The 22,802-nt window shown below is 60.1% G+C and carries 18 protein-coding genes; 7 read left to right on the forward strand and 11 right to left on the reverse strand.

Annotation, left to right across the window (positions count from 1 at the left end):
* Nucleotides 1-156: 156 nt before the first annotated feature.
* The 3 genes from BN1012_RS16480 (at nucleotide 157) to BN1012_RS01710 (ending at nucleotide 5,613) form a co-directional block, all read left to right on the forward strand.
* The gene (locus BN1012_RS16480; RefSeq protein WP_145973382.1) at nucleotides 157-2,091 is read left to right on the forward strand and encodes a hybrid sensor histidine kinase/response regulator; all 1,935 of its coding nucleotides are present in this window, start codon (nucleotides 157-159) and stop codon (nucleotides 2,089-2,091) included.
* 32 nt (nucleotides 2,092-2,123) lie between these two features.
* The gene (locus BN1012_RS01705) at nucleotides 2,124-5,075 is read left to right on the forward strand and encodes an ATP-dependent DNA helicase (protein ID WP_197538328.1); all 2,952 of its coding nucleotides are present in this window, start codon (nucleotides 2,124-2,126) and stop codon (nucleotides 5,073-5,075) included.
* A gap of 124 nt (nucleotides 5,076-5,199) precedes the next feature.
* Nucleotides 5,200-5,613 carry a tellurite resistance TerB family protein gene (locus BN1012_RS01710; RefSeq protein WP_043948261.1) on the forward strand — a complete coding sequence of 138 codons (414 nt, stop codon included), beginning with the start codon at nucleotides 5,200-5,202 and terminating at the stop codon, nucleotides 5,611-5,613.
* A gap of 8 nt (nucleotides 5,614-5,621) precedes the next feature.
* On the opposite strand, the gene BN1012_RS16485 is transcribed toward BN1012_RS01710, so the two are convergent.
* Nucleotides 5,622-6,353 (reverse strand): XAC2610-related protein, encoded by a 732-nt coding sequence (locus BN1012_RS16485; RefSeq protein WP_052534330.1) that lies wholly within the window; start codon nucleotides 6,351-6,353, stop codon nucleotides 5,622-5,624.
* A gap of 70 nt (nucleotides 6,354-6,423) precedes the next feature.
* Between BN1012_RS16485 and BN1012_RS01720 the strand changes: the two genes are divergently transcribed.
* Together BN1012_RS01720 and BN1012_RS01725 are read left to right on the forward strand one after the other, a co-directional pair.
* Nucleotides 6,424-7,230 carry a sterol desaturase family protein gene (locus BN1012_RS01720; RefSeq protein WP_043948262.1) on the forward strand — a complete coding sequence of 269 codons (807 nt, stop codon included), beginning with the start codon at nucleotides 6,424-6,426 and terminating at the stop codon, nucleotides 7,228-7,230.
* 12 nt (nucleotides 7,231-7,242) lie between these two features.
* A complete protein-coding gene (locus tag BN1012_RS01725; protein WP_043948263.1) occupies nucleotides 7,243-7,776 on the forward strand; it encodes a SixA phosphatase family protein in 534 nt (177 codons plus the stop codon).
* Here BN1012_RS01725 and BN1012_RS01730 read toward each other — a convergent pair.
* From BN1012_RS01730 to BN1012_RS01745, 4 genes are all read right to left on the reverse strand, one after another.
* A complete protein-coding gene (locus tag BN1012_RS01730) occupies nucleotides 7,769-8,815 on the reverse strand; it encodes a transporter substrate-binding domain-containing protein (RefSeq protein ID WP_171815882.1) in 1,047 nt (348 codons plus the stop codon). The genes BN1012_RS01725 and BN1012_RS01730 overlap by 8 nt on opposite strands.
* 49 nt (nucleotides 8,816-8,864) lie before the next feature.
* The gene (locus BN1012_RS01735) at nucleotides 8,865-9,137 is read right to left on the reverse strand and encodes a DUF6460 domain-containing protein (RefSeq protein WP_043948265.1); all 273 of its coding nucleotides are present in this window, start codon (nucleotides 9,135-9,137) and stop codon (nucleotides 8,865-8,867) included.
* A gap of 151 nt (nucleotides 9,138-9,288) precedes the next feature.
* Nucleotides 9,289-10,872, reverse strand: a complete 1,584-nt coding sequence (locus BN1012_RS01740; RefSeq protein ID WP_043948266.1) for a cisplatin damage response ATP-dependent DNA ligase — start codon at nucleotides 10,870-10,872, stop codon at nucleotides 9,289-9,291.
* On the reverse strand, nucleotides 10,869-11,909 hold the full coding sequence (locus BN1012_RS01745) for a ligase-associated DNA damage response exonuclease (RefSeq protein ID WP_197538329.1): 1,041 nt from the start codon (nucleotides 11,907-11,909) through the stop codon (nucleotides 10,869-10,871). The genes BN1012_RS01740 and BN1012_RS01745 overlap by 4 nt, the downstream gene beginning before the upstream one ends.
* Before the next feature lie 69 nt (nucleotides 11,910-11,978).
* On the opposite strand from BN1012_RS01745, the gene BN1012_RS01750 reads away from it, so the two are divergent.
* Both BN1012_RS01750 and pdeM read left to right on the forward strand, forming a co-directional pair.
* Complete coding sequence (locus tag BN1012_RS01750) at nucleotides 11,979-14,516, forward strand: ligase-associated DNA damage response DEXH box helicase (protein WP_081826147.1); 2,538 nt, start codon at nucleotides 11,979-11,981, stop codon at nucleotides 14,514-14,516.
* A complete protein-coding gene (gene pdeM, locus BN1012_RS01755; protein WP_063958478.1) occupies nucleotides 14,513-15,265 on the forward strand; it encodes a ligase-associated DNA damage response endonuclease PdeM in 753 nt (250 codons plus the stop codon). The genes BN1012_RS01750 and pdeM overlap by 4 nt, the downstream gene beginning before the upstream one ends.
* On the opposite strand, the gene BN1012_RS01760 is transcribed toward pdeM, so the two are convergent.
* The 6 genes from BN1012_RS01760 to BN1012_RS01785 all read right to left on the reverse strand — a co-directional run bounded on the left by BN1012_RS01760 (nucleotide 15,216) and on the right by BN1012_RS01785 (nucleotide 22,693).
* A complete protein-coding gene (locus tag BN1012_RS01760) occupies nucleotides 15,216-15,710 on the reverse strand; it encodes a DUF3429 domain-containing protein (RefSeq protein ID WP_043948268.1) in 495 nt (164 codons plus the stop codon). The two genes, pdeM and BN1012_RS01760, sit on opposite strands and share 50 nt — an antisense overlap.
* 95 nt (nucleotides 15,711-15,805) lie before the next feature.
* Nucleotides 15,806-16,579, reverse strand: coding sequence for a cytochrome c biogenesis CcdA family protein (locus tag BN1012_RS01765; protein ID WP_043948269.1), 774 nt, complete (start codon nucleotides 16,577-16,579; stop codon nucleotides 15,806-15,808).
* 130 nt (nucleotides 16,580-16,709) lie between these two features.
* A complete protein-coding gene (locus BN1012_RS01770; protein WP_043948270.1) occupies nucleotides 16,710-17,498 on the reverse strand; it encodes a TIGR02186 family protein in 789 nt (262 codons plus the stop codon).
* Complete coding sequence (locus tag BN1012_RS01775) at nucleotides 17,495-18,418, reverse strand: sulfite exporter TauE/SafE family protein (RefSeq protein WP_043948271.1); 924 nt, start codon at nucleotides 18,416-18,418, stop codon at nucleotides 17,495-17,497. The genes BN1012_RS01770 and BN1012_RS01775 overlap by 4 nt, the downstream gene beginning before the upstream one ends.
* Before the next feature lie 124 nt (nucleotides 18,419-18,542).
* Nucleotides 18,543-21,716, reverse strand: coding sequence for a peptidoglycan-binding protein (locus tag BN1012_RS01780; RefSeq protein ID WP_081826148.1), 3,174 nt, complete (start codon nucleotides 21,714-21,716; stop codon nucleotides 18,543-18,545).
* Between the two features lie 185 nt (nucleotides 21,717-21,901).
* Complete coding sequence (locus tag BN1012_RS01785) at nucleotides 21,902-22,693, reverse strand: CAP domain-containing protein (protein WP_043948273.1); 792 nt, start codon at nucleotides 22,691-22,693, stop codon at nucleotides 21,902-21,904.
* Nucleotides 22,694-22,802: the final 109 nt, after the last annotated feature.

Here is a 22,802-nt window from a genome sequence, read left to right on the forward strand (position 1 = left end):
TGGGAAAAGTCCCGGTTCAAAGCTAAAGCGTTAATAGAATTTAAGGTCGCGGACCCTAGAGTTGCGAGGGTGCGCCGTCAATTCGACCGGTAAAGGGTCGTGGTGATTTTGCGCGACTTTGTGGGCAGGTATCCGGATGTAGTCTTGGATGCCGTGGTGAATAGGGCAGAAATGCATCCACGTGTGTCACAGCTGGTGCAGCGGGCAACCAAGACGCCTGAACGCGACAAGACGTCGGGCGGGACCAATGGCCCGATTGATCCGGCACTTGCGGCGCGCGCCCGTACAGATTTGATCGACTTCCTGTATGCCCAGTCCGCTACCGGCCGTTTGACACCGGTATTCGTGTTTTGCATCTGTTTTGCGCTGTTTTTCCCTTATGTCTCGTGGTGGACATTGCCGTTGATCCTGGCATTCCAGGTCGGTGGAACTGCATTGGGTGAGGTACTCCGCCACCGCCACGCACGGCTGTCTCCTGATGCGGACCGGGAGCCGTGGGCCCGCGGCTACATGCTGGTAAGTGCGATCTGCGGCGTGAGCTGGGGGCTTGTCGGTGTGCTCTGGCTCATTCCAGAAAAACCAGAACTGCAGGTGGTGCTGGTTATCGTTCTCATTGCCGGCGTGACCGGTACGCTTGTTTCCCGATCGCCTCACCTCCCGTCCTTGTACGCATTCTCGGTCGCTCTTGGGGCGCCGTTCATTGGTGTGCAGCTCACCATGGGAACCTATGGAATTGCCATTGCCGTTCTGGCGCTGCTGTTCGCTTACAGTATGTTGGGTTGGGCAAGAGGGCTCAATCGGATGTATGTGCGTGAAGCAGCCGCCCGGCTTAGGTCAAATGATCTCGTACAGGCCCTGGAAAGTGCACGCGACGTGGCCGAAGCGCGTGCTGAGGAAGCCATAGAGGCGCGCCACGCTGCAGAGGCGGGTGCCCGGGCGAAGACGGAGTTTCTGTCAACCATCAGCCACGAAGTGCGCACACCGCTCAATGGTATTCAGGGCATGGCAGAGCTGATGCAGGACACGTCATTGTCGGATAGTCAGCAGGACTGCCTCACGACCATTCGTGAAAGTGCGGACAATCTCGGAATCATTCTCGATGACATCATCGATATGTCACTTCATGAGTCCGGCTCCGTCGACTATGACCGAGTGCCCTATGACCCGAGGGTTGTTGCGTCGCAGATCATCGGCATCCATGAGCCCGAGGCACGCCGCAAGGATATTCAGATCAACCTCGTGGTCCTGCCGGAGGTTTCGGCGCAGGTGGTTGGCGATGACAAACGGTGTCGTCAGGCGCTCCTCAATCTCGTTGGCAATGCTGTGAAGTTCACAGATAGTGGCAAAGTCTCAATCAAGCTGTCCATTGAATTGGCACCGGAACTGGGTGCGGACGTCCTGCGTTACGCGGTGCGGGATACAGGCATCGGTATTGCGCCTTCAGGCCTGCCCAACCTGTTTACAGAGTTCGTTCAGGTGGATCAGTCGACCACCCGGCGCCATGGCGGTCGGGGTCTTGGCCTCGCGCTGGTCAAACGTATTGTGGAGCAGATGGGCGGCACTGTGGGTGTGCGCAGCACCCTGGGCGAAGGCTCAGAATTCTGGTTCGACGTTCCCTTGTCAGAAAAAGCCAGTGCCGGCGGCGCCGACACAAAGGCTGAGGACAAGATGCGGACGATCATCACGTCCAAAATCACCGATCTCGAAAACACCTTGGGGGATGCCAAGGCACATGAAATTGTTGAGGCGTGCCTGGATGCCGTGTGGACACTCGCGGAAGCCATCGAGTCCGCGAGGCGCATCGGTGATATTGAGGCCATCGGCCGAGCCGCCCATGACCTCAAGTCAACGGCTGGTAACATCGGCTTGAGTGCCCTTGAGGCACGCGCCGGTGCAATTGAAGCGGCCGTGCGCTGCAGCGATGGGGTAACCGCACTTGAGCAGGCGTCCTTGGTGGCGGGCGAAACGGCCATGGCGCAGACCGATCTGGTGGCCAGCCATCCGCAGATCGCCCATATACGCCCGATCCGCGGACGGTCAGCCGACGCGACGTCCAACAAGGGAGCGCAAACGAAGGCAAAAGCCTCGTAAGCGTCGCCTGCATCGCTATGATGCAGGCACCCATGTCCAATTCGTCTGATTCATCACTGCCGCCCACAGGGTCCAGCGCAATTCAGCGCCGGGTGATGGTGCCTGATGCCTCCGCATTGGTGGCAACGCCGCGTGGCTCGATCGTGCTGACAACTGAAGGTGAAATTGTCGAGCTGACGAAAGCGCAGACAGCGGAACGGCTGAAACGTGAGCCGCATCTCATCGTGCACACCCGGTTCACGGCTAGACGCTTTGGCGTGCGTTTGGGTGACATGGCGCAGTCCTTTGATGCGCTGGAGCTGTTTGGCTTTGTCTACCCGGCACAGTTTTGCACACCGACACCGCTAGGGTTGGCGCGCACTCTGTCTTTGGTGGATCCAGCGCACACACCGGAACCGGAAGAGCTTGCCGTTGAATTGCTCACTGCCGCCCGCACCTTGGCCCAGACACTTGCCGATCAGGATTACCCGGGCCGTGATCAGGCCGCTGCGCTGGCCCGTACCATGGACAAAGCAGGGTGGGCGTGGGGGCCCGTCGTAACGGCTGCCCTCGGCGCCCCCAGATCCTATGCAGATACGGGATGGCTGACCGGCCTTGAAGCATGGAAGAAGTTACCCGAGTGGGAAGAGACGGCCGCGCGCGGCAAACCGGGCAATCGTCCCGTCGCACCGGAGGAGGCTGGTGGTCGTTTGCGCCAGCTCGTGGGCGCAGGGGCAGAAGATCGCCAGGGTCAAAAGGATTATGCCAGTGCCGCATCCCGCGCTTTCCTGCCGCGGGAGCCCGGAGAGCCGCATCTTGTGCTAGCGGAGGCTGGAACCGGAACCGGCAAGACACTGGGCTACATCGCGCCTGCAAGCCTGTGGGCCGAGCGCAATGATGCGCCGGTGTGGCTGTCGACCTACACCAAGAACCTGCAACGCCAGCTCGATCAGGAGCTCACCAAACTTTATCCGGACCCGGAGCAAAAATCATCCAAGGTTGTGCTGCGCAAAGGCCGCGAGAACTATCTGTGCCTGCTCAACTTTGAAGAAGGAGCCGGGCGGGCTGCAGCAGGCGTGGCAGCGCCAGGCGCACCGGGCAATCCGTCACTTATTCCTTTGGGCCTCATCGCGCGCTGGATACGGGCAACACGAGACGGCGACATGCTCGGCGGTGACTTTCCGTCCTGGCTGGTGCCCGGTGCCGCGCGCGCGGGCAATGAAGGTGGCATCGGCCTGACAGATCGGCGTGGTGAGTGCGTGTACTCCGCCTGTCCGCACTACAAGACCTGTTTCATTGAACGCGCCACACGCAAATCGCGTAACGCAGACATCGTGGTGGCAAACCATGCACTTGTGCTCACGCAGGCAGCCAATGCACATATTCCAGACGCGAGCGGTGAGCTGGTCCTCTCCGAAAATACCCAACGGGTTGTGTTTGACGAAGGGCATCACGTCTTCGATGCAGCCGACGGCGCTTTTTCCGTTGTCCTCTCCGGCTTTGAAACCGCTGAACTTCGCCGCTGGATTCGCGGCTCCGAGGCGCGACGCTCCCGCAGAACCCGTGGCCTGCGCGAGCGTGTCGGCGACCTGATCGAAGATATCGATGAAGGCCCAAAACTGCTGGACGAGGCTGAGAGCGCTGCGCGTGTGCTTGCAGGCCCGGGCTGGCAGACACGCATTCAGACTGAAGCAGCAAACACCCCGGCGGAACAGTTCCTGGCGCAGGTGCGGTTGCAGGTGCTGACGCGCAACACAAATGACACAACGCCGTTCTCGCTGGAAACACAGGTATCGCCGCCCATTGAGGACCTGCCAGCGACAGCATCTCGTCTCTCCAATGGACTTGGAGAACTTGCACGACCGTTGCGGGCGATAGCGGGCCTGTTGTCCAAGCGTCTCCAGGAGGAAGGCGACAGCCTTGAACCCGCGACCCGTATGCGCATCGAGGCTGCCTACGGTGCCATCATCCGTCGCACTGGCGGCCTCATCCCGTCATGGATGGCAATGCTGCAGGGTATTGGACGCGAGCCGGACGAAGGCTTTGTTGAATGGTTTGAACTCGAGCGGTCAGATGGGCGTGAGCGCGACATCGCCATGCGCCGCCACTGGTTGGATCCAACGATACCGCTCGCAGAGGTCGTGTTGGACCGCGCACAGGGCGTTTTGGTGACCTCCGCTACCCTGAGAGATGAACCGGTCCTGCAAACCGCACCAGTGGAAGACGTTCTCGACCCATTCAGTGGCGCATCACGGGACATCCATGACATGCCCGACATGTCGGCTGGCCCCACCATGGCTGAGCCCCCTGAAGATGAAATGCACTGGGCCAGCGCGGAAGTACGCACGGGCGCCATGCATCTGGCGGCACCGGCGATCCGGGCCAGTTTTCCATCGCCGTTTGACTACGCCAATCAGGTCCGCGTGTTTGCCGTCCATGAACTGGGCCGTGCCCGGCTGGATGTATTGGCAGGTGCCTACCGTACGCTGTTTGAAGCATCCGGCGGCGGTGCCCTCGGGATATTTACAGCCATTGCCCGGCTGCGCGCCGTCCATGAGCGGCTGCAGCCTGCCCTCGCCGCCAAAGGGCTTAACCTTTATGCCCAGCACGTGGATGCCATGGACGTGGGCACGTTGGTGGACATTTTCAAAAGCGAGCGTGACAGCTGTCTGCTGGGCACCGATGCAGTGCGCGACGGCGTGGATGTTCCCGGTGATGCGCTGCGAATGCTTGTGTTTGATCGCGTGCCCTGGCCGCGCCCGGACATTCTCCACAAGGCCCGCCGCTCGGCGTTCGGCGGTGGGCGGTATGACGACATGATTGCGCGATTGCGCCTGCGTCAGGCTTTTGGCCGGCTGATCCGGTCTGCTGATGATCGCGGCGTTTTCACCATTCTGGCGCCGCTTCCTTCCAAACTGCTTGGCGCACTGCCCAAAGGCGTTGTTGTGGAGCGGGTGGGACTTGCGGAGGCAGCGCAGGCCAGCGCCGACTTCTTAAATCAGTAGGGCGCGGGTGGCGCTTGCCCGGCAACCGGTGATTGCCTAGTGTCCGCAGCCGGACCACACATCTGTTCTGTGCGGTCCGTGTTTTCCTGTTTTTATCCGACTCTCTATCAAGGTGGCATTCTGCATGGCCTCGACGATCAATCCGCAATCTGCACTCATTTACGTGATGGTCACCATGGCCGCCGTTGACGGCAACATTTCCGACGATGAGCTCAAGAAAATCGGCAACATCACTGCCGTGCTGCCGGCCTTCAAAGACTATTCCCAGGAGAAGCTAGTGCCGACCGCACAGGAATGCGCGGCCATCCTTCAGGAAGACGATGGTCTGGAAACCGTGCTCGGCCTCGTGAAGGAAGCGTTGCCGGTGCATATGCGTGAAACGGCCTACGCCATGGCAACAGAGGTGGCCGCCGCAGACCTGCAGATCGGCCAGGAAGAGCTACGCCTTCTGGAAATCATCCGCCACAAGCTGGATGTTGAACGTCTGATTGCCGCCGCCATTGAACGCGGCACGCGGGCCCGTCACCTGCGCCCCTAGCATCGGACCTAGCTGCAGGGCTCTTCGTAGACTTCTGTCAGCAACCCATCCGTCTCGCCGGACCCAAGTGCTTCAGCCGTCACTCGGCCTACCGGCTCGAATGATGTCGCCATGCAGTTTTCGGCGCCATCATACATGGAGACCACGCGCTTTTTCAGGACCAGGTCAGTGCCATCCCAGGTGTAAATGTCCGCGCCATATGTCGCGGCATTGCTGCGCCATTCGCTGGTAACCTCATTCCGGGCCGCATCGAATTCCGGCGCACTTAACATGTTGAGCTGAGTCGCGACCACGTGGCGGTGTGTCTTGGGATTATAGATCGCATTGAAGTAGGCGACATTCGGCCCGGCAGGCAGAAACTCGATCAGCCGGAAATCCGTGTAGCCATCAAAGTTGAAATCCCCGAACTCAAAGCCATTGGCTTCCATGGTCATGGGTGCGCGGCTGTCCACGTCGTCAAGCACCGTCCGGGACTTGCCGTTGGGTGTCTTGGCAGTTTCGATGCGCGTCACATGCCATTCGTCAGTGTCTGCCAGAATATCCCAGTACAGGCGAACGGCCAGCGTGTGCCCGCCCTTCTTCATGATACCGGTGCAAATCACCGGGTCGCCGAATTCAGCCTCCGCAACAGGCGTGCAGGGCGAGGATTTTGCGTCTGAAGCCAGCGCAGAAGAGACGAAGCTCGTGCCAGCCAGAAAGGCGGCAAGGGTGAGGGCGGCGAGGGGTGCTGTATTTGTCATGCGCTAATAATTTCAGCCGCTCGCAAAACCGTCAATTGACTTGCTGGCCAGTCCGGACATTTTAGGGGTCATGGAGCAGTTTTTTACCAGCAATGAAGGTGCCATCCGGCTTGCAGCGTTTGCAGGCCTGTTAACCCTGTTCATCTTGGCAGAAGCCCTTTGGCCTCGCCGGGACAGAACACTGGGACGATTACAGCGGTGGACCACAAATGGCCTCATGACGATCCTCAACACGGTCGCCCTGCGCGTGGCGGTTCCGGTGCTGGCGGTGGGCGCCGCCGGATTTGCCCAGCGCATGGACATAGGCCTGCTCAATTTGCTGGACGTTGCCCCGTGGGTGACGGTGCTCGCGGCGATTATCATCCTGGATGCAGCGATCTACGCACAGCACCTGGTTTTTCACCATGTGCCGGTCTTGTGGCGCATTCATCGGGTTCATCATGTGGATCGCGATATCGATGTCACGACCGCCTTGCGGTTCCACCCGGTTGAAATCCTGCTGAGCATGGCCATCAAGATTGCGCTGGTCGTTGCCTTGGGCGCGCCACCTGCAGCAGTCATCATTTTTGAAGTGCTGCTCAATGGAACGGCGATGTTCAACCATGCAAATCTGCGATTGCCCGTGGGGGTCGACCGGGTTTTGCGCTGGCTGATCGTGACGCCGGATATGCACCGGGTGCATCACTCGGTGCGGGTGCCGGAAACAAACAGCAATTTTGGATTCAACCTGTCGCTTTGGGACAGGCTGTTTGGTACCTATAAGGACCAACCCGAAGATGGTCATACGTCAATGACCATCGGTCTTTCCGAATTTCAGGATGATCGCCCCGCACGCCTTGGCTTTTCGCTGTGGCTGCCATTTTCAAAGCGCCCATAGCGGAGATTTCCCGTGAAACGATTGCTGCTTCTCCGCCATGCCAAATCCGACTGGTCCGACGAAGATCTGGATGATCACGCCCGCACGCTTAATGCCCGCGGTCGCGCCGCAGCAACTCGCATGGGCCAGTACATCAAGGAAAACGGCCTCGTACCGCAACTGATCGTGTGCTCCACGGCCACCCGCACGCGGGAGACGCTGGAGCTGTTGCAACAGGAAATGGGCACGGAGGCCAAAGTCTGCTTTGACCGGGGCATGTATCTGGCAATGCCCGAACAGATGCTCGACGTGGCCCTTGAACATCTGCAGCAGGCTGAGACAGAGCCGGACTGCGTTTTGATCCTCGCCCATAACCCCGGCACACACAGCCTTGCTCTGGGGCTTGCTCATTCCGGCGATGCACAGGTGCTAAGCACGCTGCAGCGCAAATACCCCACAGCCGCGCTGACAGTGATCGACTGCGACGCCAGCGACTGGTCGGACCTGCCGGCAGGCGGACACCTCAAGGCGTTCGTCATGCCCCGTACGTTGCCCGACGTCAGTTAAGGGCAAACGGCAGGTAGCGGTCAGACAGTTCAGCGATGCGGCCTTCCCGCGCGAGCTGATCCAGCGCCTGATTGACCCTGCCCAGCAACTCACCATTGTCTTCGCGCAGGGCAAAGCCGATGCCGGGCCCGAAAAATTCTGTACTGAATACAGGTTGACCCGACATGACGCAGCACGCCGCTGATGGGTCATTCAGCCACCGGTTGAGACGCACCGCGTCGTCAAAAACCGCCGCCACCTGATCGTCCAGCAATGCCTGATAGGTGGAGATTGCATCCGGATAGGTCTGGATGGTCACGTTATCATTCCGATTGGCAAGATAGGCCGCCATGCGGGTGCCAGCCTCAACGCCTATCGGCCCGCGGATGCGCGCAGCAACATCTCCCTCCTGTGTGGCATAGGCCGCGGCGGTTCCAAAATAGGGATGTGAAAAGACAATGCCGTCAGGCGGCTGTCTTGGAATACGCAATGAGGCTGCCACCGCCTGATAGTCGTTGTTCGACAGCCCGGGCAGCAACTCGTCCCAGCGCCGCGAGACAATCTCGCAGGTGATTTTGAGTTCAGCACAAACCGCGTAGACCAGATCAATCTCCAACCCGCGCAAGGCACCGGTGGCATCTACAAAATTAAAGGGCGGATAGTCGCCTTCTGTTGCGATCACGAGTGTGGGTGAGACTTGGGCCGGTTCTTCGGCGGCCGGCTCAATGGGATCTGCTACAGGCTCGTCAGTATCCCGACCCGGTCTTGGGAGCGGCAGTGGCGGCGGTGGCCCCAGAGTGATGACCGACGATGTCGCCAAGGCGATGTCCGGTGGCGACTCCAATGCGATGACGTCTCCGGCAGGCACCGTCAGCACACCATCCGCCAGCACCGGCCCATAGGGCAGGTCCATGACGGCTAGTCCGTCAAGGCGGGTGGCGACAAGACCGGCAGCCCAGAACAATAAGGCAAGGATGACGGCAGAACGGCGACCATGTGGCCAGGTGACGAGCCAGCGGCCTGCGTATCTCAGCCATGTTTGCAGCTTTCCCTGCGTCACATCCCGGCTCCACTTGCTGGACCTGTTACGGGCCATCCATAGCGCTGGATTATGACGATTTGCTGCCGCCGAACAGAACGTCGAACAAGCGCACCACAATCCAGATGGGCACAACGATGATGGCGCCCATGATCAGGTACTTGCCGGCCCATGCAAACCAGTCGATTGCCCAGCCCCAGACATTGCCAATGGTGGCAAAGGCATCTTCCCAGACCATCATCGGGTCCATGCCGGTGATCGCCAGAAGCAGCCCCACGCAAACGCTGGCGATGGCGATTTTGAGAATTACAGCGGGAGGTGAGCCGCCAAAAATGTTGTTCATGTCTCAAAAATCCTTCCGGCACCCGGTTTGGGCCCTGTTTACGTCACACGGCCGCACTGTCTGTGGACACCATAAGGCACAAAAACAAGGCGCGAAATGTGGCAGGCTGGGGCCGCGCCGGGACGTGGCACTTGCGCCACATTCAGCGTTTTCACACCTCCGGTAGCAATTTCTCCAGTGTTTCCAGCGTGTCTGCCTCGGCAGGTGGCTTGTCCCAGCGCAATCGCGAAACCCTAGGAAAGCGCATCGCCACTCCTGATTTGTGCCGTGTTGACCGATTGAGGCCTTCAAATGCCACTTCGAGAACCAGGCCTTCGTCCCGCGTGTGAGTCACTTCACGGACGGGGCCAAAGCGGTTGGTGGTGTTGCCGCGAACGAATTTGTCGATCTGCTTCAGCTCGTCATCGGTAAACCCGAAATAGGCTTTGCCCACCGGCACAAGGTCATCGCCGCGCCAGACGCCAAATGTGTAGTCGGAGTAAAACGAAGACCGTTTGCCGTGCCCGCGTTGGGCGTAAAGCAACACCGCATCAATGATGAAGGGGTCACGCTTCCACTTCCACCACGGACCTTTGGGGCGTCCGGGCTCGTAGACACTGTCACGGCGCTTCAGCATCAAGCCTTCGACGCCGGTCGACAGGTTTTCGGCGCGGGCCGCCGCCAGATCATCCCACGTCTCGAAGACAAGCTGCTCGGAGACGTCGATCCGATCAGGCGTGGTGCGGTCGTGCCATGCCAGCAGTCTTTGGCGGCGCTTCACGAAGGGAAGCGCCCGCAAGTCTTCACCCTCAATCACCAGCGCATCATAAGCGCGAATAAACGCCGGACTTTCTGCAAGCGTTTTCTTGGAAACGGTCTTGCGGTTCAGGCGTTTCTGCAGGTCTGCGAAGGGCCGCGCGGCGCCGTCCTGGCCGATCAGCAGCTCACCATCCAACGATGCGTCAAAATCCAGTGCCTCAATCACATCCGGGAATGCCTTCGAAATGTCATCTCCTGTGCGACTGTACAGACGACGAACACCATCTTCCGACACGGCCTGGACACGAATGCCATCCCACTTCCATTCAGCCAAAAAGTCCTTGGGGACAAGTTTTTCAAAGTCAGTTTCCGTGATGGGGTGAGCCAGCATCACCGGGCGGAACGGCGCCAGCGCTGCGTGGGCAGGCTTTTCTGTTTTTCCCTCCGCCCATGCAAATAATTCCGTATACGGTACATCAAGCCCGTGCCAGAGTTCTTCCACTTCGTTCACGGGCAAACCGCCAAACTGCGCGACAGCGGTTTTTGCAAGGCGTGCCGATACACCAACGCGAAGCCCGCCGGTCACAAGTTTGATAAGTGCCCAGCGGCCATTTGCATCCAGCGCGTCCAGCCAGCCTTCGATGAGCCGGGGCGTATCTGTCTTGGCGGCGCCCCGCAGTGTCTCGACCACCTCAGACAAGCCAGGCACCCGGTTGGCGCCGGGGCGTTGTGGCCAAATCAATGCTGTTGTTTCCGCCAGATCACCCACATAGTCGTAGGAAAGTTCAAACAGAACCGGATCCACACGTGCGGACACAAGCTCGCGAATAAGACCCGCCTTGGCGTGCCTGAATTCGAGGCCACCGGTCAGAGCCGCCAGCGCATAGCCACGCTCGGGGTCCGGCACGTCGCGAAAGTAATCCACCATCAGCGCCAGTTTGCCATTTCGGCGGGGCTCATAGGACAAGGCGTCCAGAAATTGGGCGAACAGGTTCATGATGCCGTGTCCGCTGCGGGAGCATCTATGCTTTCGCCATCTTCGTCATCGTAGCCAACAAGGCTCAATGGCTTGGCGGCGACACCCATCTGTGTGGCGGCATGTACAAGCGCGTCTTCGCGCCCATGGGTCACCCATAGTTCCTGCGGTGACAGTTCCGCAATGGTTGAGATCAGTTCGTCCCAGTCCGCGTGGTCTGAGATGATCAATGGCAGCTCTACAGCTGCCTGCCGCGCTCTGGCCCGCACCCGCATCCATCCACTGGCAAAGGCCGTCACGGGATCAGCAAACCGGCGTGACCACCTGTCCCGTGTGGCAGAGGGTGGGGCGACCACAATCTCACCAGCAAGGTCTTCCTTGGAGTGACCCGCGCCAGGTAGCAGGTCACCCAGATCAACGCCGAACTCCTTGTAGAGGGCACAGAGTTTTTCCATCGCGCCATGCAGATAAATCGGTCGTTCGTAACCCTGTTCACGCAGATGCATGATCACGCGCTGCGCTTTGCCAAGTGCATAGGCACCCACCAGATGTGTTCGCTCTGGAAAGCGGGCAAGTGACGCAATGAGTTTGGCAGTTTCATCTTCGGTCGGCGGATGGCGAAAGACGGGCAGGGCAAACGTGGCTTCGGTGACAAACACATCGCAGGGCACGGGCTCAAACCTGGCGCATGTCGGGTCACGGCGGCGTTTGTAGTCTCCGGACACAACAATGCGGGTGCCATCATGTTCAATCACCGCCTGAGCGGACCCAAGAACATGGCCCGCCGGGACAAGCTTAACATCCACGCCATTGATGGATGTGCTTTCCCCATAGGCGACGGACTGGCGCGTCCCTGTAAAATCCACCCCGTAGCGCACAGCCATGATCGCCAGCGTTTCTCGCGTCGCCAGAACGGCCCCATGACCCGCACGCGCGTGGTCCGCATGGCCATGGGTAATCACCGCCCGGTCCACCGGACGCACCGGGTCGACGTAGAAGTCGCCGACGGGGCAATAGAGCCCCTCGGGCATGGGATGCAGTAATTTGTCAGCGGGCATGGCCATGCGCCTCAATCTAGGCGAACATTACGAGAACCCAAGCCCAAAGTTTCAAGTTTTCCGCGATTCATGACATCCGCCCCCAAAACCAAGCAGGCAGCCAAAAAGCGCGCAACGCTGCCGCAAACCGCCTTGCCGGATGCCTTTGCGGCGTGGTTTGCCTCGCGCGGCTGGGAAGCTCGGGCCCATCAGATTGAACTGGCGAAAGCGGGTCTGGCGGGAAAGTCGGCCCTGCTCATCGCGCCCACCGGCGGCGGCAAGACCCTGGCCGGCTTCTTGCCAAGTCTTATCGAGATTGCTGACAAAGGTCCGCGCAAGCCCGGACAGGTCCGCAAGCTGCACACGCTCTACATCTCGCCCCTCAAGGCACTGGCAGTGGATGTGGCCCGTAACCTCGAAATGCCCATCGATGAAATGGGCCTCGATATCCGCGTCGAGACCCGTACCGGGGACACACCGCAAAACCGGAGACAACGCCAGCGCCGCGACCCGCCGGACATCCTGATGACAACACCGGAGCAGCTGGCGTTGCTGTTGTCCTATACGGACAGCGATCGATTTTTCTCCGGTCTCAAGGCCGTGGTGCTTGATGAACTTCACGCACTGGCCCCGTCCAAACGCGGCGACCTGCTGTCGCTTGGCCTGGCGCAGCTGCGCCGTCTGTCAACCAATGTGCGGTTTACCGGCCTATCTGCCACGGTCGAAAACCCGGACAGATTGCGACGATATCTCGTGCCGCAAGACGGGACGGATGATGCCCTGTCCGAACTAGTGACGGGCGCAGGTGGCACCTCCCCGGACGTGTCCATTCTTGCAAGCAAGGAACGCATCCCCTGGTCCGGGCACTCAGCCCGCCATGCAATGGAAGAAGTGTATCAGGCCATTTGTGCCAATAAACTGGTACTGGTGTTTGTCAACACACGCAGTCAGGCGGAGTTCGTTTTCCAGTCACTTTGGCACTTGAACGAAGACACGCTGCCCATCGCCTTGCACCACGGGTCGCTGGCCACGGACAAACGCCGCAAGGTGGAAGCGGCCATGGCCAAGGGTGAGCTGCGCGCAGTGGTGTGCACCTCCACCCTGGACTTGGGCATCGACTGGGGTGACGTGGATCTGGTGATCAATATCGGCGCGCCCAAAGGGGCCAGCCGTTTGCTCCAGCGCATCGGGCGCGCCAATCACCGGCTGGATGAGCCAAGCCGGGCGCTCCTGGTCCCGTCCAACCGGTTTGAAGTTCTGGAGTGCGAGGCGGCGCGCGAAGCCGCCATGACCGCCACACAGGATGGCGACGTTGATCGTCCTGGTGCGCTGGATGTTCTGGCCCAGCACATCCTTGGTATCGCCTGCGCGGCTGCATTTGATGCAGATGACCTCTATCGCGATGTGATTTCCGCATCGCCCTATCGCGAACTGCCGCGCGAAACATTCGATCAGGCCGTCAACTTCGTGGCGACCGGCGGCTATGCCCTCAAAAGCTATGACCGCTTTGCGCGCCTTCGCCAGACGCCTGAAGGCCAGTGGCGTTTGGCGCATCCATCGATCGCCCAGCGCTTTCGCATGAATGTGGGCACCATCGTCGAGGCGCCGATGCTCAAAGTGAAGATGGTGCGTGCCGGCGGTCGTGCAAAACGCGGTGGTCGTGTCATCGGTGAGATCGAAGAATACTTCATTGAACAACTCGCACCTGGCGACACGTTCCTGTTTGCAGGCTACGTGCTGAAGTTCGAGGGCATTCATGAGCAGGAGGCGCTGGCCTCCAAAACCAAGGACGACACCCCCGCCATTCCCGCCTACTACGGCGGCAAGTTTCCACTCTCGACCTATCTGGCCGGCCGCGTCCGCGAGATGCTGTCAGACCCTTCCTATTGGCCGAACCTGCCTGAACAAGTGTCTGAATGGTTGCAAATACAGCAATGGCGATCGGTATTGCCCAAGCCGGGTGAGCTGCTGCTCGAGATCTTTCCGCGTGCGGACAAGTTCTACATGGTCATGTACCCGTTTGAAGGACGGCTGGCGCACCAGACGCTTGGCATGTTGCTGACCCGGCGGCTGGACAGGTTTGGCGCACGACCCATGGGCTTTGTCGCCAGCGAGTATGCGCTAGCAGTCTGGTGCCTGCGTGACCCGGGGCTGATGGCCCAGCAGGGAGACCTCACCTTTGGCGATCTGTTTGACGAAGACATGCTAGGCGACGATCTGGAAGCATGGCTTGCGGAAAGCTATCTGCTCAAACGTACCTTCCGGAACTGCGCCGTGATCGCAGGCCTCATTGAGCGGCGGTTTCCCGGTCACGAAAAATCAGGCCGACAAGTGACGTTCTCTTCTGACCTCATCTACGACGTATTGCGTGAGCACGAGCCAGATCATTTGCTCATGCAGGCAACATGGGCTGACGCTTCCTCCGGACTACTCGATCTGAAGCGTCTCTCGAGCCTTCTGGCCCGCGTCAAAAACAGAATCGTGGTAAAGCGGCTTGATCGGGTGTCGCCCTTTGCGGTGCCTGTGATGCTGGAGATCGGCAAGGAGTCGGTGCCCGGCGAGGCAAATGAGAGCCTTCTGGCTGAAGCGTCAGAGAGTCTGATTGAAGAGGCAATGCGGCTGATATGATTTCCATCTGTGGTGAGCGTCTGGTGCCTGACGCGTCCGGCGCGCTGCACGTGCCAGCGCATAACACCCTCATCGTGTCAGACCTGCACCTTGAAAAAGGATCGTCCTATGCCCGCCGCGGCGTGGCGCTGCCGCCCTATGACACACGCGCTACCCTCAAACTGCTGGCGCGGGTCCTTCGCAAGTACCAGCCTGCGCACGTCGTCAGTCTGGGCGACAGTTTTCATGACCCGGAGGGGCCTGAACGTCTGACTGGTGCTGACCGTGACGCGCTGATTGCCATGACATCGGCCCACGACTGGTTATGGATCGCCGGCAACCATGAGGGACTGGTCGATGGTCACGTGCTGGGTGGTCGGGCCGAAGAAGAATCTGACCTTGGCAATCTCATCCTGAGGCATGAGCCACAGGTGGCCCCAGCGACAGGTGAAATTGCCGGGCACTTGCACCCCTGTGGTGTGGTTCGCCAGCGCGGCCGGCGATTGCGGCGTCGGTGTTTTGCCACGGATGGCACCCGATTGGTGATGCCGGCATTCGGCGCATACACCGGTGGCCTCAATGTCCTGGACGATGCATTTGCACCGTTGTTTCACGGCCCCTTCAACGCACTGCTCATGGGCGAGACACAGGTTTACCCGATGCCGGGAAAACGTCTTGTACCGGATGATATGCAGCCCGCATCGGCCAGGGGCAGCAAGCCTAACTCCGCAACACAATTCCTACGACGGTCAGTCCCAGCGCGCCGATAACCAGGATGCTGAGCCGTACGCGATAGCCGCCATACCACATAGGCGCTTCGCGCAACCGCGACGCCTGTGCATCGGATGCAGCCTGTCCCCAGAACGATATGATGAGCAGGGCGAGCCCCCATGCAGGCGGCACAAACAACGCAGCCCACGCAAGCAGCGATGGCATCACCGAAAATGTCAGGCGCTTGAGGAGTTGCTCGTCTTCGGGAAAGAGCATCGCCAGCGACCAGCGAACGCCGCCGAGGAAGGACAGGATCACGGCCCCGTAAGCAATCTGATAGGTGAGGACCGTCTGCGCTTCAGGACGCGGATAGAGGAAAAAGATGATGACGGCCGTCGTGACAAACGGAATGACGCCCGCATAGCCAAGTAGGGCTGCGGCGCGTGGCGGATCAGCGGGGTCCCGCGGGTCTGCCGCAGGCTCGGTCTCTGCCTCGTCTGTCATTTTGAAGTCCCCCTTCACCGCGTGTTTGCAGGCATCACCCCCCGGAGATGCTCTGCAGCGATGTGCTCTAGCATACGATGTTACCGCAGCAGCCTCTAACCAAGTGTTGCCAGCGCAGGAAACAGGTCAATCAGCCAATAGGCAATGGTTTCTAGCGACCCGAAGAAAATCAACAGGCCTGTCCCCACCAGCAGCAGGCCCGCCGCAATTTCTACTTTGTGCATGTGTTTGCGGAAGCGCGCGGAAAAGGCGAGGAAACTGCGCACACCCAACGCGGCAAGCAGGAACGGCATGCCCAGGCCAAGCGAATAGACGCTCAGCAGCGAGACGCCATAGCCAAGATCATCCCGGCTTGCTGCGATCGACAGGATCGTTGCGAGGATCGGACCAATACAGGGCGTCCAGCCAAAGCCGAACGCGAGACCAATGGAATAGGGGCCAAGCGCCTGCATCACCGCAGACCGTTCCGCCCGCTCTCCATCCCCAGAGGGGCCAAGCGTTGCCGGCATCATCCGCATTTCGCGGTCGAGCAGGGCAATGCGGAAAAGCCCCATATAATGCAGGCCAAGAATGATGATTGTCGCCCCGGCCACATATCCAATGACGACCTTGTTGGCGAGAATAAGCGGACTGATTACTGATGCCGTGGCGCCCAGGGCGACGAACACGGTTGAGAAGCCGAGGACAAATCCGGAAGCGCCGATCAGCGTGCGGCGGGTAACGGCTTCGTCGTCTTCCTGAAGGGCTTCAAACGTCGTGCCCGCCATGAAGCTCAAATAGGCAGGCACCAGCGGCAGTACGCAGGGGCTCAGGAAGCTGATCAGCCCCCCGATAAACGCTGCGAGATATGAAATACTGCCCGTGTCCATGCTGTGGTTTGCCGTGCGCTGACTTGCAGGTGTTGGAATACAAAGACAGCATCATATGGCGCAGATGCGTCATTGGCCCGTCAAACCCACGTGATCACATGCGCGGAATCCGCGCAGGCGTGGCAGAGGGTTAACGCTCGCGGAACACGGTTCCAGCGACCCAGCCTGCAAACAGCGCCACCAGCACCGCAGCGATCCCATAGAAGAACGGCGTTTTCTGAGCAAAATTGTACATGAAGCGCTCAACGCCTGATTTGTTGATGATCAGGTTGATCGACCGCTGGCCGCTGATCGCGCCATTGCGCACAAGATAGACCGTTGCGACGTATGAGCCGACCGGCACGTTTGCCGGCAGTGCGATCTCAGCGCGAAACAGGGACGGGCCAACAAAGGTGATTGAGCCGGGGGCTTCCGCATAGAGCCCCTCGTTCAGCTTCGCCCGCACAACGGCGTCACGATAGGTGACGGGCAGGACAATCGCGTCGTCACCCGTCGAGATGTCCAGTGCCGGCAGACCGATTTCCGCGTTCTCGAAGACCCTTGTCGAGGCAATTTCATCCAGCGGGCGTGTGCTCGCGACATGATAGAATCCCGGCGCTGCAGGAACGTCATAAGCGTCGGTGTTGACCCAGATGCCGGCAATCCGCTCCTTGCGCCGAATGACCAGCGGCTCATACGGACCGCGAACGACGGCAACAATGTCCCGCTGCAGGGCAGGGGTCACATTGTCCGGTGCATCCACATTGCCGAACAGGAGAATTTCTGCACCGGTGAAGTTGGAGGTGATGGCAATCAGGTTCTCGCTGAGGTCAGCGACAATTGCCTCGCCATCCATGGGCGTCCCGTCGATGATCTGCGCCGAGGCTGTTGCCGGAACAACAAGCAGTAAAAGCAAGGCGTGAATGAGAGGTCGGATCATAGGCCGCTCCCGATCATCACGGTGAACAGGTCATCCGGTGTGGCCACAAGGTCCCAGGCAAGGCGCAGGCAGACCGCAATAACCATCAAGGCGAGAAGGGCGCGCAGTTGCTCACCGCGCAGTTTGTGCCCGACGCGGACCCCCACCTGGGCGCCCAGAACACCGCCAACGAGCAGCAGCATTGCGAGCACAATATCGACTGTCTGGTTGAGGGTTGCGTGCATGATGGCGGCCAGGCCAGTCACGAACATGATCTGAAACAGCGACGTGCCAACAACGACATTGGTCGGCATGCGCAGGAGGTAGATCATGGCCGGGACCATGATGAAACCGCCACCCACGCCCATGATGGCCGCCAGTATGCCGACCGAGAGACCAATCAGGAGCGGCGGAATGGCTGAAATGTAAAGCCGCGAACGACGAAAGCGGACCTTGAAGGGCAGCCCATGTATCCAGCCATGAGTTCCCGGCTTGCGCGACGAAACAGACTTGCCCGAGCGCGACGCCTGAATGGCGCGGACACTTTCCACCATCATCAAAGCGCCGATGACCCCGAGAAACACCACATAGGCCAGGGAGATAAACAGGTCGATCTGGCCTTCAGAGCGAAGGGCACTGAAGATCAGGACACCGATGATCGAGCCGACAGCGCCACCCGCCAGCAACACCCCGGCCATTTTGAAATCGACGGCCTTGCGCCGCCAATGGGCCAGCACACCGGACATGGAGGTGGCCACAATCTGGACCGCTTCTGTGCCCACGGCGACCGCTGGGGGAATGCCGGTAAAAATCAGCAGCGGCGTCATCAAGAAGCCGCCGCCGACACCAAACATGCCCGACAGAAAGCCAACCGCGCCGCCAAGCCCCAGCAACACAAATGCGTTGACTGAAATCTCAGCAATGGGGAGGTAAATCTGCACCCTGCGTCAGATCCCTGTGCGGCTATGGTTTGGTGTCTGGTGCCCCGGCCGGAACGGCACAGCGCATGCCCATCTTGCTAGCACACAAGAAACCATTCAGCCATGGTCGCAGGCATATTGAGCGCTAGATTGCAGCCTTTTGCAGCGCGTCCATCAGCCGGCCGTCAATGCGACCCGTCACCGCCAGGCCCTTGTCGCGCTCAAACTTGCGTACCGCATCCAGCGTCTTGTTGCCGGGGCGGCCATCCGCAGGGCCTGCATCATATCCGAGCGAACCCAGAATGCGCTGGGCTTCGCGAACCATGGCTGCGGGTGTCATCTCAGCCTGCCACGACACCTGATTGGCTGCCGCATCTGCTGAGCGTGGCGTAAAGGTGCGTGCTGCAAGTTCTGCATCCACCAGCTTGGCGGCGTCTACGGAGTTCTTGAGGGCTTCAGCCCGCGCACCTGCGTCCGCGTCACCATTGGCTGACGCGATGGTAAACCACTTATAGGCCTCGGCGAGGTCGCGCTCTACGCCCAATCCGCGCTCGTGAAGGATCGCCAGATTGTATTGGGAGTCCGCAAGGCCGTGCTGCGCAGCAGCCTCGAAGCTGCGTGACGCGCCGGCAAAGTCCTGCGGTCCGCCGGCACCTTCGGCCTGCATGACGGCCAGATTGTGCATGGCTTTGACATTGCCTTGCGCTGCTGCGCGCTCATACCAGGTGCGGGCCTTGGTCGGATTCTCCGGAAGGCCAAGCCCCTTTTCAAACATGGTGCCCAGACGATACTGCGCCGGTGCCAGACCCTGTTCGGCAGCACGGTTCAGCCAATACGCCGCCTGTTCGTTGTCCTGAGGTACGCCGCTTGATCCGTTGGCGTAACGCTGACCAATTTCATACTGCGCTGATGCGTCGCCATTTGTTGCCGCTTCGCGCAGTGTCTGACGCTGCGGCTCAGCTGGAGACGTAGGCAGTGAAGCCACATCCACTTCCTGGCGTGGCGTAATGGACGTTGGGCCGTTGATGGATTGACCAGCCACAGCCTGTTCGGCAGAGGATGGAACATCTGCGGGCGCTGATGCTTCGGCCGGGCTTACAACGTCCGGCAATTCGCGGGCCGGCGGACGCGTTGTCTCACCGGCATCTGCAATCTCAGATGGAGCCGTGTCAGTTGCCGGGGTCTCGGCCTCAGCCTCGGCATCCGGTGTCACATCAAGCGGCGTGACATCCACTGTCGGCGCATCCAGCTCCGCCATGACATCCAGAGGTGCCGTGACATCATCTGGTGGACCAGCAACTTCCTTAGGGCCGCCCCCCATCATCACCACGATGAGGCCGGCAACGGCCACTACCGCAAGGCCCGCAGCAATAAGTGCCAGTGGTTTACGGCTGCCGGACATCATGCCCGCACGCTGTGTCTGCTCGTCATCTGCAAAAGGTGAGCGCGCGGTGTCAGGGCCTGCGGAGCCAGCTGCGGCACGCGCCGCCTGGCGGGCAGACTCCAGAAAATCATTGCGCGCGGCAGGCTCCAATGGGGCCGCTGTATCCTGAGCATGATCCGGGAATGGTGGCTCACCAAACGGGCTGCTCTGGCCATCCGCCATGTCCGGACTTGGCATGAAGGGCGGTGCGCCCATCTGCCCTGCTTCAGGCGGTGGACCAAACGGACCTTCATCAGCTGTTGCCGTCCAGTCCGTAGCTGGCGGAGGCGGAGGCATGGCTGCGGCCGAATTCTGGTCCGCGGCAGGGGCGCCGGCCATGAAGCCAAGCTCTGGCCCTGTATCAAAGGCTGTGCCTTTGTTGGCGGCCTCAATCAGATTGAGACGTGCGTCCACATTCTCGACGCTGGACTTGATCTGCTGAATGTCATCGGTGGGATTTGCGCCATCGAGTTTACGCAGCAGTTCGTCAGATACTTCTTCGACTTTTGCCAGCGCTTTGGCGGACCGCTGATCGGTTGTCTGCAGCCGGTCAGCCATCTCTTCGATGGCGGTTTCAAGCGCTGCCAACGGCTCGGCGAAAACTTCCTTGCCACCTGCACCAATGTTGGCGATCTCGCGCATTTGACCGGCAATGTCGGTGACGCTGGTCTCAATGGTGTGGATGGCTTGCGCGCTTTGCTGCTCGGACTGTTCGATACGTTGCTGGGTTGCCACATGCTGCTGGCCCACCTCGTCCACTCGCTGCTCGAGTTGGGACACAAGCTGAGCGGTGACGGACCCTTCCTGACGCGCCGCATCAGTGGCCGCAGAAACAGCTGCCTCGCGGACGGTGTCCAGACGGCTGCCCATATTGTCGATGGCGCCTGCAATCTGGTCCACATCTCGCTGGGTGTTATTTTCAACCTGACCAAGCCGCCCGACCATCTCGGTGACGTTCTGCTGCAGGGCAGAGATCGTGCCTTCCAGAGTCTGGATGGCTTCGACGCCAACGCCGGGCTTGGTTTCAGAGGCGGCTTTTTCAAGCTTCTCAAGGTCGTCACGCAAACCACCAAGGGCCTTGGCCGTGCGCGCGTCTGATGCCTCGATATGGTCCACGACATTGCCGATGGCGCGCTCAAGGGCGGCAACAGCGTCGTCGCTGGCGCCGCCACGCGTATTGATGGCAGCAACAGCTTGTGCGGCCTGTTCGCGCGCCGTCGTGGCAGCACTTTCCGTTGTATCTAGCCGCCGCGAAAGATCTGTCAGCGCTGACTGCAGGTGGCGCACCGTTTCCGGTGTTTCCATGCCAACGGTCTGCACTTGCTTTGAGGCTTCATCCGCCCGCCGCTCGGTTTCCTCAAGGCGGTTGGAAATGGCGCGCAACCCGCGTTCGACGGTCCGCATGGCATCCGTATTGAGGTGTTCCGCGCGCTCAAGGCCACGCTCTGATTTTTCAAGACGCTCCCGCAGGTCAGCCAGTGTTGAATCCAGCCCGGACCCGCTGCCACCAGACAAAAGACCCGGCTCGCGGCTCATCCGTTCCGTCCGCTCAAGGCGTGTGGACATGTCGGCCAGCGTCTCATCCAGACCCGTAAGGGCGTTTTCGCTGCGCCGCTCGGAGCGTTCAAGTCTGTGGACGAGGTCTCTGAGCGCGTCAGTCACCGGACTGAAATCGATCTGTAGAGCCTGCTGAGGCATGGGATTTCCCGAAGAGGACGCTGGCGGTCGGAGCGCTGTGTCTGCGGAAATGTCCGCTTCTTCCTCGTCCGATGCGTCGATGATTTTCTCGTTGAGCCATTGCCCAAGGGTCTTCCCCTCGCGGCGAGCGGCGATTTTCGCCGCTTCGCGAGCTTCGGGCTCTATGCCCTTCACACTCCAGGGAACCCCAGGTCTCATCCGAATCGCATCCACCCTCTTTGATTCGGAAGGTATTCATAGGTGAGTCTTGTGTAAAGCGCGGGCCCTACCCCAAGATATGGTCAGGACGCGCGGAAAATTGCGAAAAACGGCCCGTCACGTGAATGGCGCAACCGCGATTTCGTTAAGGCTAGTTAGGGCGGGGTAAAGAAGGTGTTAACGCGTCAGCTGCCAGGCACCGATTGTGCGCCGTTTTCTGCCGGTTTTGGCGGGCTCTCTTCACCACTGGTCCCTGGCGTGGGGGTGAGCGTCACCGTGGGCGGCAGTTCAGGGCGTGGTTCTGGCGGCGGCGGTGGCCGGTAAGACGGCTCGCTTGCCAGCAACATCACGATGTAGGTGGCCCGACCATTGTCAGCCACGCCAATGCCTATGTGGCCATGTCGCTGGTCTAGGAGGTTCTCTCGGTGGGCAACTTTTCCGATCCAGGCTTCAACAGCCGCCAAAGCCGTTTCCGCAGCGCTTGCATCTGGCTGGATCCTTCGCATCGCGATGTTTTCTCCGATGATGCCGTCAAAGTCTGGAAAAATCGCAAAGACGCGCTCGCGCGGTCCGTCTCCCTCCGGTGAGCGGTGGTCCATGTAGACTCGCTCCACCATGTCCCGCGCATGCCGACGGGCAATGGTCTCAAACCCTTCATCCTGCTTGACTTTGCGTGCGCCCATGCTTTTGCGGGCGCGGGATACAGCCTTGTAGAGCGCCTTGCGGAGTTCGCTGATCTCCTCGGTTTCCGGCTCGTCCCTGGGTTCTTCTTCCGCCTCCGGATCATCTGTGTCCGTACGGTCTGCAGCTTCTGCCGTTTCAGGTTCAATTTGGCTGCTTGGTTTGACGGATTGTGCGGCTGCTGGTGACGTGGCGTCCTGACCGAATGATGTCGCGACCATCAAGGCAACCAGCGCTGCAACGAGTGCAGGGCGTGAAATCACATCGATGGGGTGGTGTGACGCTTTTGGGAGCACAGGACGTCCTGACGAGTTAAGCAAGTTGGGAGCACTATGACCCACCGGGAAACCTTGGAAAAGCGCCGTCTTTGGACAGAATTAACAGCTGTAAGTTCTAAAAGAAAAC

It is taken from the genome of Candidatus Phaeomarinobacter ectocarpi, from assembly GCF_000689395.1.
In the GTDB taxonomy this organism is placed as follows: domain Bacteria; phylum Pseudomonadota; class Alphaproteobacteria; order CGMCC-115125; family CGMCC-115125; genus Pyruvatibacter; species Pyruvatibacter ectocarpi.

Coding starts and splice junctions, on each gene's coding strand:
- pdeM (WP_063958478.1), top strand. CDS start 14,513: ATGATTTCCATCTGTGGTGAGCGTCTGGTGCCTGACGCGTCCGGCGCG.
- BN1012_RS16485 (WP_052534330.1), bottom strand. CDS start 6,353: ATGACAAATACAGCACCCCTCGCCGCCCTCACCCTTGCCGCCTTTCTG.
- BN1012_RS01745 (WP_197538329.1), bottom strand. CDS start 11,909: ATGCCCGCTGACAAATTACTGCATCCCATGCCCGAGGGGCTCTATTGC.
- BN1012_RS01740 (WP_043948266.1), bottom strand. CDS start 10,872: ATGAACCTGTTCGCCCAATTTCTGGACGCCTTGTCCTATGAGCCCCGC.
- BN1012_RS01735 (WP_043948265.1), bottom strand. CDS start 9,137: ATGAACAACATTTTTGGCGGCTCACCTCCCGCTGTAATTCTCAAAATC.
- BN1012_RS01780 (WP_081826148.1), bottom strand. CDS start 21,716: ATGAGACCTGGGGTTCCCTGGAGTGTGAAGGGCATAGAGCCCGAAGCT.
- BN1012_RS01710 (WP_043948261.1), top strand. CDS start 5,200: ATGGCCTCGACGATCAATCCGCAATCTGCACTCATTTACGTGATGGTC.
- BN1012_RS01720 (WP_043948262.1), top strand. CDS start 6,424: ATGGAGCAGTTTTTTACCAGCAATGAAGGTGCCATCCGGCTTGCAGCG.
- BN1012_RS01765 (WP_043948269.1), bottom strand. CDS start 16,579: ATGGACACGGGCAGTATTTCATATCTCGCAGCGTTTATCGGGGGGCTG.
- BN1012_RS01770 (WP_043948270.1), bottom strand. CDS start 17,498: ATGATCCGACCTCTCATTCACGCCTTGCTTTTACTGCTTGTTGTTCCG.
- BN1012_RS01750 (WP_081826147.1), top strand. CDS start 11,979: ATGACATCCGCCCCCAAAACCAAGCAGGCAGCCAAAAAGCGCGCAACG.
- BN1012_RS01705 (WP_197538328.1), top strand. CDS start 2,124: ATGTCCAATTCGTCTGATTCATCACTGCCGCCCACAGGGTCCAGCGCA.
- BN1012_RS01760 (WP_043948268.1), bottom strand. CDS start 15,710: ATGACAGACGAGGCAGAGACCGAGCCTGCGGCAGACCCGCGGGACCCC.